Below are 16,318 nucleotides of genomic sequence, written 5' to 3' on the forward strand. Positions count from 1 at the left end.
GACATTATGAAAGTTATGCGTACCACTGTCGCAACTGTTGTCGCCGCGACCTTATCTCTGAGCGCGTTCTCTGTATTTGCAGAAGCAAGCCTGACTGGCGCTGGTGCAACCTTCCCTGCGCCGGTGTATGCCAAATGGGCGGATACCTACCAGAAAGAAACCGGTAACAAGGTTAACTATCAGGGTATCGGCTCCTCCGGTGGCGTGAAACAAATTACCGCGAACACGGTTGATTTCGGCGCGTCTGACGCTCCGCTGTCTGATGACAAACTGGCTCAGGAAGGTCTGTTCCAGTTCCCTACCGTGATCGGTGGCGTGGTTCTGGCCATCAACCTGCCGGGCGTGAAGTCGGGCGAGCTGGTGCTGGACGGCAAAACGCTGGGTGACATCTACCTGGGCAACATCAAAAAATGGGATGACGAAGCGATCGCTAAGCTCAACCCAGGCCTGAAGCTACCTTCTCAGAACATCGCCGTGGTTCGCCGCGCGGATGGTTCCGGTACCTCTTTCGTGTTCACCAGCTACCTGGCGAAAGTGAACGAAGAGTGGAAATCTAAAGTCGGCTCCGGTTCTACCGTTAACTGGCCTACCGGTCTGGGCGGTAAAGGTAACGACGGTATCGCCGCGTTCGTACAGCGTCTGCCTGGCTCCATCGGCTACGTAGAGTATGCGTACGCGAAGCAGAACAACCTGTCTTACACCAAACTGGTTTCTGCCGACGGCAAGCCGGTTAGCCCGACCGAAGAGAACTTTGCTAACGCTGCCAAAGGCGCTGACTGGAGCAAATCCTTCGCGCAGGATCTGACTAACCAGAAGGGCGAAGGTGCATGGCCAATCACCTCTACCACCTTCATCCTGGTGCACAAAGAGCAGAAGAAACCTGAGCAGGGCGCTGAAGTGCTGAAGTTCTTCGACTGGGCATACAAAAACGGCGGCAAACAGGCTAACGCTCTGGATTACGCCACCCTGCCGGAAAACGTGGTTGAGCAGATTCGCGCTGCATGGAAAACCAACGTAAAAGACAGCAGCGGTAAAGCATTGTATTAATTTAGCATTCTGACGAAAATGGCGGGTGGCGCTTGCGCTTACCCGCCCTACGGTTCCGACTGTAGGCCGGGTAAGCGCAAGCGCCACCCGGCGATTTCGTAAACGCGTTTAACAGAAGAGTAATTTATGGCTGCAACCAAGCCTGCATTTAACCCTCCGGGTAAAAAAGGTGACATGATTTTCAGCGCGCTGGTCAAACTGGCTGCGCTGATTGTGCTATTGCTGCTGGGCGGCATTATCGTGTCTCTGATTTTCTCCTCCTGGCCGAGCATCCAGAAATTCGGTTTCTCCTTCCTGTGGACCAAAGAGTGGGACGCGCCGAACGACATCTACGGTGCCCTGGTGCCAATTTACGGCACGCTGGTGACCTCGTTCATCGCCCTGCTGATTGCGGTTCCGGTAAGCTTTGGTATTGCCCTGTTCCTGACGGAGCTGGCGCCGGGCTGGCTGCGTCGTCCGCTGGGGATCGCCATCGAACTGCTGGCAGCTATTCCGAGTATCGTCTACGGCATGTGGGGCCTGTTCATCTTTGCGCCGCTGTTCGCCACGTACTTCCAGGAACCGGTGGGTAACGTCCTCTCTGCCATTCCGTTTGTGGGGGCCCTGTTCTCTGGCCCGGCTTTCGGTATCGGCATTCTGGCGGCTGGCGTGATTCTCGCCATCATGATTATTCCGTACATTGCGGCGGTTATGCGCGATGTTTTCGAACAAACGCCGGTGATGATGAAAGAGTCGGCCTACGGTATCGGCTGCACCACCTGGGAAGTGATCTGGCGCATTGTCCTTCCGTTCACCAAAAATGGGGTGATCGGGGGCGTGATGCTGGGCTTAGGTCGCGCGCTGGGTGAAACCATGGCGGTCACCTTTATCATCGGTAACACCTACCAGCTCGACAGCGCGTCGCTCTATATGCCGGGTAACAGTATTACCTCTGCGCTGGCGAATGAATTTGCGGAAGCGGAATCGGGTCTGCACGTCGCGGCGCTGATGGAGCTGGGTCTGATTCTGTTCGTTATTACCTTCATTGTTCTGGCGATTTCCAAGCTGATGATTATGCGTCTCGCTAAAAATGAGGGAGCACGCTAATGGCCACTCTCGAAATGCAAGCAACTGCTGAACTGGCGGAATCCCGCCGCAAAATGCAGGCCAGACGCCGCATGAAAAACCGCATTGCCCTGACGCTCTCTATGGCGACGATGGCATTCGGCCTGTTCTGGCTTGTCTGGATCCTCTTCTCGACGGTCGTTCGCGGGATTGACGGAATGTCACTGTCGCTGTTCACCGAAATGACGCCGCCGCCGAACACGGCGGGTGGTGGCCTGGCGAATGCCCTGGCGGGCAGCGGACTGCTGATCCTCTGGGCGACGGTCTTCGGCACGCCGCTGGGCATCATGGCGGGGATCTACCTGGCAGAATACGGCCGTAAATCCTGGCTGGCGGAAGTGATTCGCTTCATTAACGACATTTTGTTGTCAGCCCCGTCTATCGTCGTGGGTCTGTTCGTTTACACCGTGGTGGTGGCGCAGATGGAACACTTCTCCGGCTGGGCGGGCGTCATTGCGCTGGCACTGCTGCAGGTGCCGATTGTGATTCGAACCACCGAGAACATGCTGAAACTGGTGCCGGACAGCCTGCGTGAAGCGGCTTACGCGCTGGGTACGCCGAAATGGAAGATGATCTCTGCGATTACGCTGAAGGCGTCGGTCTCCGGGATCATGACCGGTATCCTGCTGGCGGTGGCGCGTATCGCGGGTGAAACGGCACCGCTGCTGTTTACGTCCCTCTCCAACCAGTTCTGGAGCACGGATATGATGCAGCCGATCGCCAACCTGCCGGTGACGATCTTTAAATTTGCGATGAGCCCCTTCGCGGAATGGCAGCAGCTGGCCTGGGCCGGGGTGCTGATCATTACCCTTTGCGTACTGTTGCTGAACATTCTGGCGCGCGTCATTTTCGCGAAGAAGAAACACGGTTAATTTTTTACGGCGCGGCAGCTCGCGGCGCCGAATGAGGAAATGAGTCAATGAGTATGGTTGATACTGCCCCGGGTAAGATTCAGGTTCGTGATTTGAACTTCTACTACGGCAAATTCCATGCCCTGAAGAACATCAACCTGGATATCGCAAAGAACCAGGTCACGGCATTTATCGGTCCGTCCGGCTGCGGGAAATCCACGCTGCTGCGTACCTTTAACAAAATGTATTCGCTCTATCCGGAGCAGCGCGCTGAAGGGGAAATCATCCTCGATGGCGAAAACATTTTGACCCAGGCTCAGGATATTGCCCTGCTGCGCGCGAAAGTGGGGATGGTGTTCCAGAAACCCACGCCGTTCCCGATGTCCATTTATGACAACATCGCCTTTGGCGTTCGCCTGTTTGAAAAGCTCTCCCGTGCCGATATGGATGAGCGCGTGCAGTGGGCTTTGACCAAGGCCGCATTATGGAACGAAACCAAAGATAAGTTGCACCAGAGCGGGTACTCTCTCTCCGGTGGTCAGCAGCAGCGTCTGTGCATTGCGCGCGGTATTGCGATTCGCCCGGAAGTGTTGCTGCTGGATGAGCCGTGTTCAGCGCTGGACCCGATTTCAACCGGTCGTATTGAAGAACTGATCACCGAGCTGAAGCAGGATTACACCGTGGTTATCGTGACCCACAACATGCAGCAGGCTGCACGTTGTTCCGATCACACGGCGTTTATGTACCTGGGTGAATTGATTGAGTTCAGTAACACGGACGATCTGTTCACTAAGCCCGCGAAGAAACAAACCGAAGATTATATTACTGGCCGCTACGGTTGATTTGCCTTAGTGCATGTGGAGAAACCATGGACAACCTCAATCTTAATAAACACATTTCCGGCCAGTTCAACGCAGAGCTGGAAAGCATTCGCACCCAGGTGATGACCATGGGCGGCATGGTCGAGCAGCAGCTTTCTGATGCGATTACGGCGATGCACAACCAGGACAGCGAGCTGGCGAAGCGCGTCATTGAAGGCGATAAAAACGTCAACATGATGGAAGTGGCTATCGACGAAGCCTGCGTGCGCATTATCGCGAAGCGTCAGCCGACGGCGAGCGACCTGCGTCTGGTGATGGCGATCATCAAAACCATCGCCGAGCTGGAACGTATCGGTGACGTCGCCGATAAAATCTGCCGCACCGCGCTGGAGAAGTTCTCTCAGCAGCATCAGCCGCTGCTGGTCAGCCTGGAGTCGCTGGGCCGCCACACCGTGCAGATGCTGCACGACGTGCTGGATGCCTTTGCGCGTATGGATCTGGACGAAGCGGTGCGTATCTACCGTGAAGATAAGAAGGTCGATCAGGAGTATGAAGGCATCGTGCGTCAGCTGATGACCTACATGATGGAAGATTCCCGTACGATCCCAAGCGTACTGACGGCCCTGTTCTGCGCGCGCTCCATCGAGCGTATCGGCGACCGCTGCCAGAACATTTGCGAATACATTTTCTACTTCGTGAAGGGTCAGGACTTCCGTCACGTGGGCGGCGACGAGCTGGACAAGCTTCTGGCGGGTAAAGATCCGAAAGAGTAATCCTGTCATCTGATAATAACGCCGGTACTTACCGGCGTTATTATTTCTATAGTAATCACAATTCTCCCCTTCATCCGTTGCCTGACGTTCGAAACGCGCTAACGTGAGACGAAAAAAACAGCAAAGGATGGGATATGAAAAATTCATTAGCATGCCTGGCGATGGCTATCAGCATCGGGATCGGTGCTGGAACAAACGTGATTGCCGCACCGTTGCCAGCGACACCCGACCCGGCTACCCCGGTCAGCCGCTATGTGACGCAGGTCAATGCGGATAAAAGCATTACGTTTCGCCTGTTTGCGCCCGGCGCAACGCGAGTCTCCGTGGTGACGGGGTCAATGCCTGAAACCCAGGTTTCCCATGATATGACGAAAGAGAAAAATGGCGTCTGGACATGGAAAAGTGAGCCGATGGCCCCGAATCTCTACGAATATTATTTCGACATCGATGGTTTCCGTTCAGTCGACACGGGAAGCCGTTATCAAAAACCTCAGCGGCAGGTGAACACCAGCCTGATTCTGGTTCCGGGCAGCATTCTCGACGATCGTGCCGTACCGCATGGCGATCTCACCACCCTGACCTGGCACTCGCCGTCACTCAAGTCAGAGCGCCGCGTTTATGTATGGACTCCCCCTGGCTACAACGGCAGAGGGGAACCTCTACCGGTGCTCTACTTCTACCATGGCTTTGGGGATACCGGGCTCTCGGCAATCGATCAGGGCCGCCTGCCGCAAATGATGGATAACCTGATGGCCGAGGGGAAAATAAAACCGATGCTGGTGGTCGTTCCCGACACCGAGACGGAGAGCGCTGAGGCCATTCCCGAGAATTTCCCCCCGGCAGAACGCCGGAAATCCTTCTACCCGCTTAATGCGAAAGCCGCAGACCGTGAACTGATGAGCGAGATTATTCCGCTGGTGGATACACGCTTCAACGTGCGTAAAGATGCTGACGGCCGGGCGCTGGCGGGGTTGTCACAGGGCGGCTATCAGGCGCTCGTATCCGGTATGAACCATCTGGAGAGCTTCGGCTGGCTGGGGACGTTCAGCGGCGTTACCACAACAACCGTGCCTGACGACGGCGTGGCCGCACGCTTTAAGCAGCCGGAGGCCATTAACCGTCAGCTGCATAACTTCACCGTCGTCGTGGGAGAGCGCGATTCGGTGACCGGCAAAGATATCGCCGGTCTGAAAGCGGAGCTGGAAAAGCAGGGCATCAAATTCGACTATAAAATGTACCCCGGTCTGAATCACGAAATGGATGTCTGGCGTCCGGCCTATGCTGAGTTTGTTCAAAAGCTCTTCAGATAAACCTGTCGCCCTCCCTGCCGGGAGGGTCTGCTTAACGCGTAATATCCCACCCGCGGGCCTTCCACAGCGCGGGTAGCTGCGCCAGATCGGTGAAGGTCGTGACTTTGGGATGATCGATCGGCTTGTTGTGCGGGTCGGCGCAGAAGTAAAACACCTCCATTCCCGCATCAATCCCCGACTGCGCGCCCGCAGACGAGTCATCCACCAGAATGCAGTTCTCTACGTTAACGTTCATCGCCTTTGCCGCATGGAACATCAGTGCCGGGTCCGGCTTCCAGCGCTGGATATCGTAGCCGCTGAACAGTTTTTCCGGGAAGTGGTGCAACATCTCAAGCTTGCCCAGCGAGTGCTGCATTTTGCTGACCGGACCGTTGGAGACCACGCAGATCGGCACCGTCATGGCATCCAGCAGCGCGTTTGCGCCCGGAATCACCTCCAGCTCCGAATCGAACAGGCGTGCAACCTCGGCGCGGTACACCGGTTCCAGAGCCGCCTTCTCAAGAACGACGCCGTGTTCTTCGTTAATGATGTCGATGATCTCGTAGAGCTTCACGCCCTTAAAGCGTTTAAACACCTCTTCGAGTTCCAGCGTAATGCCAAATTCCTGGAACATGGCCACATACGCGCGGGAACAAATGACCTCACTGTCGACCAGCGTACCGTCGCAGTCGAAAAATACCGCTTCAATTCCGGACATGCCTTTCCCTTTTAACCAGTTTAACGTTTACGTACGGCAGTTCACCGGAACGCAATCGTTGCCGTATAAGCAAATTCAATGAAAAAAGTATCACGTAACCGCCACTATTGTCGCATTTTGGTATAGGATAGCGACGAATTTTCCCTCCTTGTTCGGAAATTGATGATGAGTCAACAACACACTACCCAGACATCTGGTCAGGGTCTGCTTGAGCGCGTGTTTAAACTGCGCGAGCACGGCACGACGGCACGTACCGAAGTGATCGCCGGTTTCACCACCTTCCTGACGATGGTCTATATCGTTTTTGTTAACCCTCAAATTCTGGGCGTTGCTGGCATGGATACCAGCGCCGTCTTCGTAACAACCTGTCTGATCGCAGCCCTTGGCAGCATTCTGATGGGCGTGTTCGCTAACCTGCCGGTCGCGCTGGCCCCGGCGATGGGTCTGAATGCGTTCTTTGCCTTCGTGGTGGTTCAGGCGATGGGTCTGCCGTGGCAGGTGGGTATGGGCGCCATCTTCTGGGGCGCGGTTGGCCTGCTGCTGCTGACCATTTTCCGCGTGCGTTACTGGATGATTGCGAACATCCCCGTGAGCCTGCGCGTGGGCATTACCAGTGGTATCGGTCTGTTTATCGGGATGATGGGGCTGAAAAACGCCGGTGTTATCGTGGCGAACCCGGATACGCTGGTGAGCATCGGTCACCTGACCTCTCATAACGTGCTGCTGGGCGTGCTGGGATTCTTTATCATCGCGATCCTGGCTTCCCGCAATATTCATGCGGCGGTGCTGGTGTCCATTGTGGTGACCACGCTGCTGGGCTGGATGCTGGGCGACGTTCACTATAACGGCATCGTTTCCGCGCCACCGAGCGTCTCTACCGTTGTTGGCCATGTTGATCTGGCGGGTTCCCTGAACCTGGGCCTGGCGGGCGTGATTTTCTCCTTCATGCTGGTGAACCTGTTCGACTCTTCCGGTACGCTGATTGGCGTGACCGACAAAGCGGGTCTGGCTGATGAGAAAGGGAAATTCCCGCGCATGAAGCAGGCGCTGTTTGTGGACAGTATCTCCTCTGTGACCGGCTCATTTATCGGAACCTCGTCTGTTACCGCTTACATTGAATCCTCTTCCGGGGTTTCTGTGGGTGGCCGTACCGGCCTGACGGCGGTTGTGGTGGGTATTCTGTTCCTGCTGGTGATCTTCCTCTCGCCACTGGCGGGCATGGTGCCTCCGTACGCGACGGCGGGTGCGCTGATCTACGTGGGGGTGCTGATGACCTCCAGCCTGTCTCGCGTGAAGTGGGATGATTTAACCGAAGCGGTGCCGGCGTTTATTACCGCCGTGATGATGCCGTTCAGCTTCTCGATTACCGAAGGTATCGCGCTGGGCTTTATCTCTTACTGCGTAATGAAGATCGGTACCGGTCGTTTCCGCGACCTCAGCCCGTGCGTCATCGTTGTGGCGCTGCTGTTTGTGCTGAAGATTGTGTTTATTGACGCGCACTAAGGTGCGGTTTGTGGTGTCAGGTGGCGCTTCGCTTACCTGACCTACTGACGAGTGTAGGCCCGGTAAGCGCTAGCGCCACCGGGCTTTTTTATCAGGCTTTAACCCGCTTAATATAATCCCCGAACGCCGTCAGCTGGCCAGAGAGATGGTCGCGCGTGCTCTGATCCACCACCTCACCCGTTTGCGGGTCGACCTTGTTCTGAATCACTCCGCCCATAAATTCCGGCTTGTTCATCACCATCGCATCGAGGAAGACCAGGATCTGACGCAGGTGATACTGGCAGCGCGCGCCGCCAATCGCGCCCATGGAGCTGGTCTGGATCAGCACCGGTTTGCCTGACAGCGGCTGCTCAGGTAAACGGGACAGCCAGTCGATGGCATTCTTCAGACCACCGGGTACAGAGTAGTTGTACTCTGGCGTGACGATAACCACGCCGTCAGCCTGGCGGATCTGTTCGGCCAGCGCTTCAACGCTCTGCGGGAACCCTTCTTCCTGCTGTACGTCAGCATCATAAAGCGGAATATCGCCAATAGACGGCAGGGCGCTAATTTCCATACCTGCAGGCGCCAGCTGTGGCAGCGTGCGGGCGACCATCCCGTTAAATGAACCTTTGCGCAGGCTTCCCAGTAACGTAACGACTTTCAACGTATCAGACATGATTACTCCTGTTTCATCATGATGACCCTGATTGGATCAGCTTAGGGTAAATGCTTTTTCTGCCGGTAAACTGGTTAATCGCATCAGACGTGCGGCGGGCTCGTTGGCGCGCTCGGGCACATCAGGAAGGCTACGCCATCCCTGTTGACTGTCAAATTCCCAGATTTTCATGCGTTCGATGGCGGGGGTCACCGCGATGGACCAAATGAGCACATCCTCAGCGTCGCAGAGCGCTTCTACCAGCGTGGCCTGGGTGGCGCGCAGACGTCCAGAGCCTGGCAACAGCTGCAGCAGGCTGGCGTCGTCTGAGGCACATCCGCAGAGCTTACGAATGCTCTGGCGCAAGGTAATGAGCTGCGCTCTGGCTTCGACAGGATCGTTCTGGTTGCGTACCCACAGCTTCTCATTGCTGGAGAGCGGATAGTCTTCATGCGCATTAGCGCCATGGAAGCTGCGCGTCGCACGCTGAAGTTCCATATCGAGCCCACAGTCCCCCTCGGTGGTTAGCGCGACGCCAATGATATTGCCCGTGTAGGCAATGGAAAAACGAGGGAGATCCGGGTCAGCAAAGACCGGACGGCCTTCTGGCTGGGTAATGATATCCGGCAGCTCGCTGGTGCCGTACAGCATAAACAGCAGTTCCGCGAGAAGCGCCCGGGACGCTAAAAACCGCGACCTGCGGTGCTCCGGAAGCGTGAGTGCTTCACGGTGACAGGCTGAAGAAATTCTTGCCGATACGAGACGTCCTTCTGTCAGTATCCCTCTTGCAAAGTGCGTAGCCATTTTTCGCTCCTTGATAATGGTCGTAATCGGTTAAACGGTTACATGATTATCGCTTAACTTGCCTCCTGTTTTAATCAGTAAATGGGCGTAAGAGAAGCCTTAGGACCGAACTTTACATTTTCTTAGGCAAAAATTGGATCGCTCGCACCGTACAGCGCCTTGATGGTCTCCCGCAGCCAGAGGATTTTTGGATTGTGGCTGTTCCGTTTATGCCAGATCAGCGTGAAGGGCACGGTCAATTTTTCCGCCTGCTCCTCATCAATCGGAATGGGAAGGGCGATCAGCTTCCGCTGGTGGAGTTCATTGTAGTGGTGACAGTAGTGCGGGGCGGTGGCGATATAGTGATGGCCGGGCTGCGCCGCCATAAACATCGCCTGTTCGAAGCCCGGCAGGCTCATGGCGATCGTGCGCTCGCGTCCCATCTCCTTTAGCACCTCATCCAGCGCCCAGGTATCGCTGCGTTCCCAGAAGATGCTGATATGGGGATAGCGCAGGAAGGTCTCCAGATTCCACTCTTGCTGAAGCGCCGGATGATCCTCGCGCAGATAGACGCAGGGGCGGTCGCTGAACAGGATTTCGTAGTCGATAAACCACGGCATCAGCTTAAGCAGCTCGCGGGATCGCGGATGCGTTTCACGCCCGGTGAAGCCCAAATCCACCTCGCCACGCGTAATCGCGTCCAGCGAGTCGTAATCCCACTGGCGCATTTTCACCGTCGCCTGCGGATAGCGCTGGTTCACCTGCTCCAGCAGGGTATTGAAGCGGATCAGCATCAGCGGCGTTTCCGCGGCCAGCACGAACGTCAGCCCGCCCGGAGAGTCATGGTGGAATTTATCGAGGATCTGGTTGCCAATTTGCATCCAGTCAGTCAGATCCTGCTCCAGGCTCACCGTCAGCGGCGTCGGCAGCAGCCCTAGCGGCGTTTTGACAAACAGCGGATCATCGAACCAGTCGCGCAGCTTAGCCAGCGATTTGCTCACCGCTGACGGCGTCACGTTCATCCGCTTCGCCGCTTTGGTAACGCTGCGCTCCTGCAGCAAAAGCTGCAGGCAGAGCAACAGGTTAAGATCGAGACTGCTGATGGGCTTCTTCATAGTGCGCCGCGGGCTGGATGACCATAAGTAAGGTAATGCAGAGTATGCTACAGCCAATCAGAACCCCGATCAGCATATTCAGCGCGTTAAGCCCGATGACTGCCGCCAGCCAAATCCACAGCGACGAGCCGCAGACCTGCGCGATACCCAGCACCGAGCTGGCCACGCCTGCCCGCAGCGAGAAGGGACCAAGCGCCTGGCTCATCGCCACGCCAAAGCCAACCGAGAACCCGGCGCAAATGAGCGTAATGCCCACCAGCATCACCGCATGTGAGCTGGTGGTCGCCAGAATCGCGCCTGCGGCGAGGAATAAAACCTGTGAGGCCAGCATCAGCGTGCGCTGGCGGAAGATATTCAGCGCAAACGGGGTGGAGAACGACACAGCCATACTGACCAGAGCGGTTAATGCCATTACCGTGGAATACTCACCGCGATCGAAGCCCATGGTCTCCATCAGCAACACCGGGGAAACGTTTACATAGGTCAGGATCACCGCCACGCTTAACGTGGTCACGGCCAGACGGCTAAGGAAAAAGCGGTTGAGAAGCTTCTCTGCCGGGTGAATGGTTGCGGTATGGCCGGTATTCCGCGAGCCCGGGTGGGTCTCTTTCAGCACGGCGATCGACAGGATAAACACCAGCGCGCCCATCGCCGCCATGGTCCAGAACAGGCTCTGCCACGGGAATTTCAGCATGATCAGATAGCCCACGACCGGGGCCAGCACCGGGATGATGCAGGTAATGCCGTTCAGCATCGACAGCACTTTGGCGCGACGCTGGGCGCTTAAGGTGTCGCGCAAAATGGCAAACGCCACCACGTAGCAACCGCCCGCCCCGATGCCCTGGATAAAGCGCCCGGTCAGAAACACGGTGCTGTTTTGCGCCTGTGAACAAAGAAGGGACGCCAGGGCAAAAACGATGGCTCCGGCGATAGCGACAGGCTGACGGCCTGCTTTATCCGCGATCTTCCCGGCAAAGACCATCGACGACGCCATCCCCGCGAGGTAGGCCGAAAACGCAATATGCAGCTGCGCTTCGCTGGCGCCCAGATCGCGGGCGATATGCGGTAATCCCACCAGATACATATCAATACCGGACGGATAAAGCAGAACTAATGCGAAACTACAAAACAGAAAACGCGCCATAAACCCCCCATAGATGCAGGCATGCAGGATAGGGGGTGAAAAGGGAATAGGCGAGTTGCCATTTGGACAATGGTGATTTCCCTGGAGGAAATCACCATGGATTAGCGGGAATATTACTTACCAATACAGAAGCTCGAGAAGATCCTTCCCAGCAGATCGTCCGAGGTAAACTCCCCGGTGATCTCGCTCAGATTCTGCTGCGCCAGACGCAGCTCTTCCGCCAGCAGTTCACCCGCCCACGCGCCGATCAGCTGCGCTTTACCCTGAACGAGATGGTTCGCCGCCTCTTCCAGTGCCTGAAGGTGACGGCGACGCGCGAGGAAGCCGCCTTCCATGCTGGTGTCAAAGCCCATGCTCTGCTTGAGATGGTTACGCAGGTCGTCCACGCCTTCACCGGTCCGTGCCGACAGGCGAATCAGTGAGTGACCATTCACATCGCTGATACCGAGCGTTTCGCCGGTCACGTCCGCTTTGTTACGCACCACGGTGATCGGCAGTTTAGCCGGCAGACGGGCGATAAAGTCCGGCCAGATCTCCGCCGGGTCAACGGCATCGGTCGTGGTGCCGTCCACCATAAACAGCACGCGGTCGGCCTGCTCGATCTCCTGCCAGGCGCGTTCGATACCGATGCGCTCAACCTCGTCGCTGGCATCGCGCAGACCGGCGGTATCGATGATGTGCAGCGGCATGCCGTCGATGTGGATGTGCTCGCGCAGCACGTCGCGAGTGGTACCGGCAATGTCGGTCACGATTGCCGCTTCACGGCCCGCCAGGGCGTTCAGCAGGCTTGATTTCCCGGCGTTAGGGCGTCCGGCAATCACCACCTTCATCCCTTCGCGCAGCAGGCTGCCCTGGCGCGCTTCGGCGCGAACGGCGTCGAGATCGGCCATCACCTGGTTGAGCTGGGCTTCAATTTTACCGTCAGAGAGAAAATCGATCTCCTCATCCGGGAAGTCGATAGCCGCTTCCACGTAGATGCGTAGGTGAGTAAGTGCTTCCACAAGGTGATTCACACGCGCGGAGAATGCCCCCTGTAGCGAGTTCAGGGCGGAGCGGGCCGCCTGTTCAGAACTGGCGTCGATCAGGTCTGCAATCGCCTCCGCCTGCGCCAGGTCGAGCTTGTCGTTGAGGAAGGCACGTTCGGAGAACTCGCCCGGCTTCGCAATGCGCAGGCCCGGCAGGGTCAGGATCCGTTTTAACAGCAGGTCGAGGATAACCGGGCCGCCGTGGCCCTGCAGCTCCAGCACGTCTTCACCGGTAAAGGAGTTCGGGCCGGGGAACCACAGCGCAATGCCCTGGTCCAGCGGCGTGCCGTCGGTATCTTTAAACGGCAGGTAATCAGCGTAGCGCGGCTTTGGCAGCTTACCCAGTACCGCTTCAGCGACCTCGCGCGCCTTCAGGCCGGAGATGCGCAGAATGCCTACACCGCCGCGTCCCGGTGGGGTTGCCTGGGCGACGATAGTGTCGTTATGGCTCATGGTTGCTCTCGTTCAATACAAATAAAAAAGGCGGTCAATCGACCGCCCTTATTTTAGCGTTAACTTATCGGATCAGGACTTTTTCTTTTCGCGGCTATGCAGGCCACGTTTTTCCAGACCACGGTAAATCAGCTGCTGCTGGATAATGGTCACCAGGTTGCTGACGATATAGTACAGCACCAGACCTGACGGGAACCACAGGAAGAACACGGTGAAGATGACCGGCATAAAGGTCATGATCTTCTGCTGCATCGGGTCGGTCACGGTGGTCGGCGACATCTTCTGGATGAAGAACATCGTCACGCCCATCAGGATCGGCAGGATGTAGTATGGGTCCTGTGCGGACAGGTCATGGATCCACAGTGCGAACGGCGCGTGGCGCAGCTCAACGGAACCCATCAGCATGTAGTACAGCGCAAGGAAGATTGGCATCTGAATCAGCAGCGGGAAGCAACCACCCAGTGGGTTCACTTTCTCTGCTTTATACAGGGCCATCATCTCCTGGCTCTGACGCTGTTTGTCATCGCCCAGACGCTCACGCATTGCCTGAATCTTCGGCTGCAGCATGCGCATCTTCGCCATGGAGGTGTACTGCGCTTTGGTCAGCGGGTACATGATGCCACGAACGATGAAGGTGATAACGATGATGGAGAAGCCCCAGTTACCCAGGAAGCTGTGGATGAACTTCAGCAGCTTAAACAGCGGCTGAGAGATGAACCACAACCAGCCGTAATCCACGGTCAGATCCAGGTGCGGCGCAACAGCGGCCATTTTGTCCTGAATTTCCGGGCCAACCCACAGGGTGCTTGCCAGCTTACCAGTTTGACCCGGCTGTACCAGAACCGGCTGAGATTTGTAGCCGATGGCGGCAAGACCGTTACCCAGGTTCGCGGTGTAGAAGTTGTTGGTACCGTCGTTATTTGGCACCCATGCCGTTGCGAAATACTGCTGCAGCATCGCCACCCAACCGCCTTTAGCGCTGACGTTCAGGTTTTCGTTATCGGCAATGGTGTCGAATTTGTATTTCTCGTACTTCGCGTCAGGCGTGGAGTACGCCGCGCCACGGAAGGTATGCAGCGCAAAGTTGCTGCTTCCGGTGTCACGGTGTGACGGCAGATTGATGGACTGCTTCAGCTGGCCAAAGGTCGACAGCTCCAGCGGTTTCGCACTGGCGTTCTGTACGCTGTAGCCCACGTTCACCGCATATTCACCGCGCTTCAGGGTGAAGGTTTTGGTGAAGGTGTTGCCTGCGGCGTCGGTGTACGTCATCGGGATCACGAGTTCGTTCTGACCATCAGCCAGCACAAAGGTGTCGTTCTCGACGTTATACAGTGGACGCGCACCGTTAGCCGGGTTATCCGGGCCATCACGACCGGTCAGGCCGCTCTGCGCCTGGTAGATAAACTCAGGCGTGGTTTCCAGTAACTGGAACGGTTCGTTAGACTTCAGCTCTTTCGGGTAGGTTAACAGCAGCGCCTGCTCAACATCACCACCACGGGTGTTGATAGTCAGCTCAAGCACATCGGTCTTAACCGTAATCTGTTTCCCCTGGCCACTGGCCGGTACGCCCTGGTCGGCGGCGCTACCCGCTGCGGTGGTCGTTGTCTGCGTGACCTGCTGTTGTGGTTGAGGATTTTTATCCTGCTCCCACGCCTGCCAGATCATGAAAGACACGAACAACAAAGCGATGATAAGAAGATTGCGTTGCGAATCCATCGTTAGTGTTCTCTGGTATCAAAGGGTCCTGGGGGGACGGGGTCGTCTCCACCTGGGTGTAAAGGGTGGCATTTTAATACGCGTTTCACCGTCAACCAACTGCCTTTTATCACTCCAAACCTGCGCAATGCCTCAATTCCGTAGCTTGAGCATGTTGGTGTGAAACGGCAGTGCGGCCCGAGTAGCGGACTAATCAGGCGTTGATAGACCCGAATGAGGGCTATCAGGACCCGTGAGCCAGGCGACAGTGGCGGCGCCATAATTTTTCCAACGCTTCCGAGAGAGCACGGTTATCGAGGTCGGCAACCCCTTTCTTCGCCACCACCACGAAATCCATTGAAGGCAGTTCGTGCTGACGTAAACGGAAGCTTTCACGCGTCAGACGTTTAATCCGATTGCGTTCATGCGCACGCTTAACATTTTTCTTGGCGACTGTGAGACCGATGCGGGGATGCCCCAGCGAATTTTGGCGGCCGAGGATGGTGATTTGCGGCGTGCCAGCCCGTTGTGGCTGCTGGAAGACGAAAGTGAAATGAGCGGGAGTTAACAAACGTAACTCCCTGGGAAATGCTAGCTTAACCACTCAGGGGTTAGCTTTATTACTTGGAAACGGTCAGACGAGCGCGGCCTTTAGCACGACGACGTGCCAGAACCTGACGACCATTTTTAGTAGCCATACGAGCACGGAAGCCGTGAGAACGGTTGCGCTTCAGTACAGACGGTTGAAAAGTGCGTTTCATGGCGATTTCTACCTAAACTTGAATAAATTCACTGACTTTTGCGTATACCCGAACGAGTTTCGAACGACTAACGCCTCAGCGTGGGTGATTAAAGAGGCCGGATTGTAATAATTGTACACTCCGGAGTCAATTCTCTTTCCTTATTTCCCGCGTATTTCCGCACGTTTTCGCGTGGAAAATGAGCAACGGACGACGCAGGAAGATGAGCATCACGCGCCGGGTCGAGGATTATACGGGCTCACCGACAAAGCGCAAGGATCGTCCCGGATCTTCGTTAGATCATTTAAGCAATAAATTGTCTGTGCTCATTAATTTTTCCAATATGCGGGCTAAATCGTGGGGCACTCGCGCCAGGATCGTTTACACTTAACCGGTTTCTGATCTTCCTGTGGATAAATCGGGAAGAATCTGTGAGAAACAGAAGATCTCTGGCTCAGTTTAGGCTATGATCCGCGGTCCCGATCGGGATCCCAGGATCCTGGTCAGGATAAATTGCAGATAGCAATTCGCACGTCCCCCTTTACACAGGGTCATGCCGATGTGCGCCAACAATCATGAATATTCAATAGTTTTCTTTTATTGTTCGAGTGGAGTCCGCC

Annotated in this window: 17 protein-coding genes; 7 read left to right on the forward strand and 10 right to left on the reverse strand. The window is 56.1% G+C overall.

The annotated features are described in order from the left end of the window. Window positions 1–6 precede the first annotated feature (6 nt). From pstS to KGP25_RS24355, 6 genes are all read left to right on the forward strand, one after another. A complete protein-coding gene (pstS, locus tag KGP25_RS24330; protein ID WP_223539730.1) occupies window positions 7–1,047 on the forward strand; it encodes a phosphate ABC transporter substrate-binding protein PstS in 1,041 nt (346 codons plus the stop codon). Window positions 1,048–1,173: 126 nt separating this feature from the next. Beyond that, window positions 1,174–2,133 (forward strand): phosphate ABC transporter permease PstC, encoded by a 960-nt coding sequence (pstC, locus tag KGP25_RS24335; protein WP_023309793.1) that lies wholly within the window; start codon window positions 1,174–1,176, stop codon window positions 2,131–2,133. After that, complete coding sequence (pstA, locus tag KGP25_RS24340; protein ID WP_024907882.1) at window positions 2,133–3,023, forward strand: phosphate ABC transporter permease PstA; 891 nt, start codon at window positions 2,133–2,135, stop codon at window positions 3,021–3,023. Before pstC ends, pstA begins: the two co-directional genes overlap by 1 nt. Window positions 3,024–3,070: 47 nt before the next feature. Further along, window positions 3,071–3,844, forward strand: coding sequence for a phosphate ABC transporter ATP-binding protein PstB (pstB, locus tag KGP25_RS24345; protein ID WP_008500183.1), 774 nt, complete (start codon window positions 3,071–3,073; stop codon window positions 3,842–3,844). Window positions 3,845–3,870: 26 nt separating this feature from the next. Then, window positions 3,871–4,596: a phosphate signaling complex protein PhoU gene (gene phoU, locus KGP25_RS24350; protein WP_008500182.1), complete on the forward strand. Its 726-nt coding sequence runs from the start codon at window positions 3,871–3,873 to the stop codon at window positions 4,594–4,596. Between the two features lie 134 nt (window positions 4,597–4,730). Further along, a complete protein-coding gene (locus KGP25_RS24355) occupies window positions 4,731–5,906 on the forward strand; it encodes an alpha/beta hydrolase-fold protein (RefSeq protein WP_164712110.1) in 1,176 nt (391 codons plus the stop codon). 31 nt (window positions 5,907–5,937) lie between these two features. Here KGP25_RS24355 and yieH read toward each other — a convergent pair whose 3' ends face one another. Further along, the gene (yieH, locus tag KGP25_RS24360; RefSeq protein WP_032648584.1) at window positions 5,938–6,603 is read right to left on the reverse strand and encodes a 6-phosphogluconate phosphatase; all 666 of its coding nucleotides are present in this window, start codon (window positions 6,601–6,603) and stop codon (window positions 5,938–5,940) included. Window positions 6,604–6,768: 165 nt separating this feature from the next. On the opposite strand from yieH, the gene adeP reads away from it, so the two are divergent. Next, window positions 6,769–8,106: an adenine permease AdeP gene (gene adeP / locus KGP25_RS24365; protein ID WP_223540609.1), complete on the forward strand. Its 1,338-nt coding sequence runs from the start codon at window positions 6,769–6,771 to the stop codon at window positions 8,104–8,106. Window positions 8,107–8,197: 91 nt separating this feature from the next. Here adeP and KGP25_RS24370 read toward each other — a convergent pair whose 3' ends face one another. The 9 genes from KGP25_RS24370 to rpmH all read right to left on the reverse strand — a co-directional run bounded on the left by KGP25_RS24370 (window position 8,198) and on the right by rpmH (window position 15,719). Continuing rightward, the gene (locus KGP25_RS24370) at window positions 8,198–8,764 is read right to left on the reverse strand and encodes an NADPH-dependent FMN reductase (RefSeq protein ID WP_014833835.1); all 567 of its coding nucleotides are present in this window, start codon (window positions 8,762–8,764) and stop codon (window positions 8,198–8,200) included. 36 nt (window positions 8,765–8,800) lie between these two features. Beyond that, entirely contained in the window at window positions 8,801–9,547 is a 747-nt protein-coding gene (locus KGP25_RS24375) for a 4'-phosphopantetheinyl transferase (RefSeq protein WP_045909358.1), read from the reverse strand. A 122-nt stretch (window positions 9,548–9,669) separates the two neighbouring features. Continuing rightward, window positions 9,670–10,641 carry an HTH-type transcriptional regulator YidZ gene (yidZ, locus tag KGP25_RS24380; RefSeq protein ID WP_223539731.1) on the reverse strand — a complete coding sequence of 324 codons (972 nt, stop codon included), beginning with the start codon at window positions 10,639–10,641 and terminating at the stop codon, window positions 9,670–9,672. Then, entirely contained in the window at window positions 10,610–11,785 is a 1,176-nt protein-coding gene (locus KGP25_RS24385) for an MFS transporter (protein WP_223539732.1), read from the reverse strand. The genes yidZ and KGP25_RS24385 overlap by 32 nt, the downstream gene beginning before the upstream one ends. 113 nt (window positions 11,786–11,898) lie before the next feature. Then, window positions 11,899–13,263 (reverse strand): tRNA uridine-5-carboxymethylaminomethyl(34) synthesis GTPase MnmE, encoded by a 1,365-nt coding sequence (mnmE, locus tag KGP25_RS24390; RefSeq protein WP_021242672.1) that lies wholly within the window; start codon window positions 13,261–13,263, stop codon window positions 11,899–11,901. A gap of 72 nt (window positions 13,264–13,335) precedes the next feature. Then, window positions 13,336–14,979, reverse strand: a complete 1,644-nt coding sequence (gene yidC, locus KGP25_RS24395) for a membrane protein insertase YidC (protein WP_023617679.1) — start codon at window positions 14,977–14,979, stop codon at window positions 13,336–13,338. A 2-nt stretch (window positions 14,980–14,981) separates the two neighbouring features. Continuing rightward, a complete protein-coding gene (gene yidD / locus KGP25_RS24400; RefSeq protein WP_001307474.1) occupies window positions 14,982–15,239 on the reverse strand; it encodes a membrane protein insertion efficiency factor YidD in 258 nt (85 codons plus the stop codon). Next, the gene (gene rnpA, locus KGP25_RS24405) at window positions 15,203–15,562 is read right to left on the reverse strand and encodes a ribonuclease P protein component (protein WP_024907873.1); all 360 of its coding nucleotides are present in this window, start codon (window positions 15,560–15,562) and stop codon (window positions 15,203–15,205) included. The genes yidD and rnpA overlap by 37 nt, the downstream gene beginning before the upstream one ends. Before the next feature lie 16 nt (window positions 15,563–15,578). Beyond that, a complete protein-coding gene (gene rpmH / locus KGP25_RS24410; protein ID WP_000831330.1) occupies window positions 15,579–15,719 on the reverse strand; it encodes a 50S ribosomal protein L34 in 141 nt (46 codons plus the stop codon). Between the last annotated feature and the right edge of the window lie 599 nt (window positions 15,720–16,318).

This window comes from Enterobacter sp. JBIWA003 (genome assembly GCF_019968825.1).
GTDB lineage: Bacteria > Pseudomonadota > Gammaproteobacteria > Enterobacterales > Enterobacteriaceae > Enterobacter > Enterobacter quasiroggenkampii.

Bases quoted from the DNA above. Each gene is read 5' to 3' on its own strand.
- pstS (WP_223539730.1), top strand. From the start codon at position 7: ATGAAAGTTATGCGTACCACTGTCGCAACTGTTGTCGCCGCGACCTTA.
- pstC (WP_023309793.1), top strand. From the start codon at position 1,174: ATGGCTGCAACCAAGCCTGCATTTAACCCTCCGGGTAAAAAAGGTGAC.
- pstA (WP_024907882.1), top strand. From the start codon at position 2,133: ATGGCCACTCTCGAAATGCAAGCAACTGCTGAACTGGCGGAATCCCGC.
- pstB (WP_008500183.1), top strand. From the start codon at position 3,071: ATGAGTATGGTTGATACTGCCCCGGGTAAGATTCAGGTTCGTGATTTG.
- phoU (WP_008500182.1), top strand. From the start codon at position 3,871: ATGGACAACCTCAATCTTAATAAACACATTTCCGGCCAGTTCAACGCA.
- KGP25_RS24355 (WP_164712110.1), top strand. From the start codon at position 4,731: ATGAAAAATTCATTAGCATGCCTGGCGATGGCTATCAGCATCGGGATC.
- yieH (WP_032648584.1), bottom strand. From the start codon at position 6,603: ATGTCCGGAATTGAAGCGGTATTTTTCGACTGCGACGGTACGCTGGTC.
- adeP (WP_223540609.1), top strand. From the start codon at position 6,769: ATGAGTCAACAACACACTACCCAGACATCTGGTCAGGGTCTGCTTGAG.
- KGP25_RS24370 (WP_014833835.1), bottom strand. From the start codon at position 8,764: ATGTCTGATACGTTGAAAGTCGTTACGTTACTGGGAAGCCTGCGCAAA.
- KGP25_RS24375 (WP_045909358.1), bottom strand. From the start codon at position 9,547: ATGGCTACGCACTTTGCAAGAGGGATACTGACAGAAGGACGTCTCGTA.
- yidZ (WP_223539731.1), bottom strand. From the start codon at position 10,641: ATGAAGAAGCCCATCAGCAGTCTCGATCTTAACCTGTTGCTCTGCCTG.
- KGP25_RS24385 (WP_223539732.1), bottom strand. From the start codon at position 11,785: ATGGCGCGTTTTCTGTTTTGTAGTTTCGCATTAGTTCTGCTTTATCCG.
- mnmE (WP_021242672.1), bottom strand. From the start codon at position 13,263: ATGAGCCATAACGACACTATCGTCGCCCAGGCAACCCCACCGGGACGC.
- yidC (WP_023617679.1), bottom strand. From the start codon at position 14,979: ATGGATTCGCAACGCAATCTTCTTATCATCGCTTTGTTGTTCGTGTCT.
- yidD (WP_001307474.1), bottom strand. From the start codon at position 15,239: ATGGCGCCGCCACTGTCGCCTGGCTCACGGGTCCTGATAGCCCTCATT.
- rpmH (WP_000831330.1), bottom strand. From the start codon at position 15,719: ATGAAACGCACTTTTCAACCGTCTGTACTGAAGCGCAACCGTTCTCAC.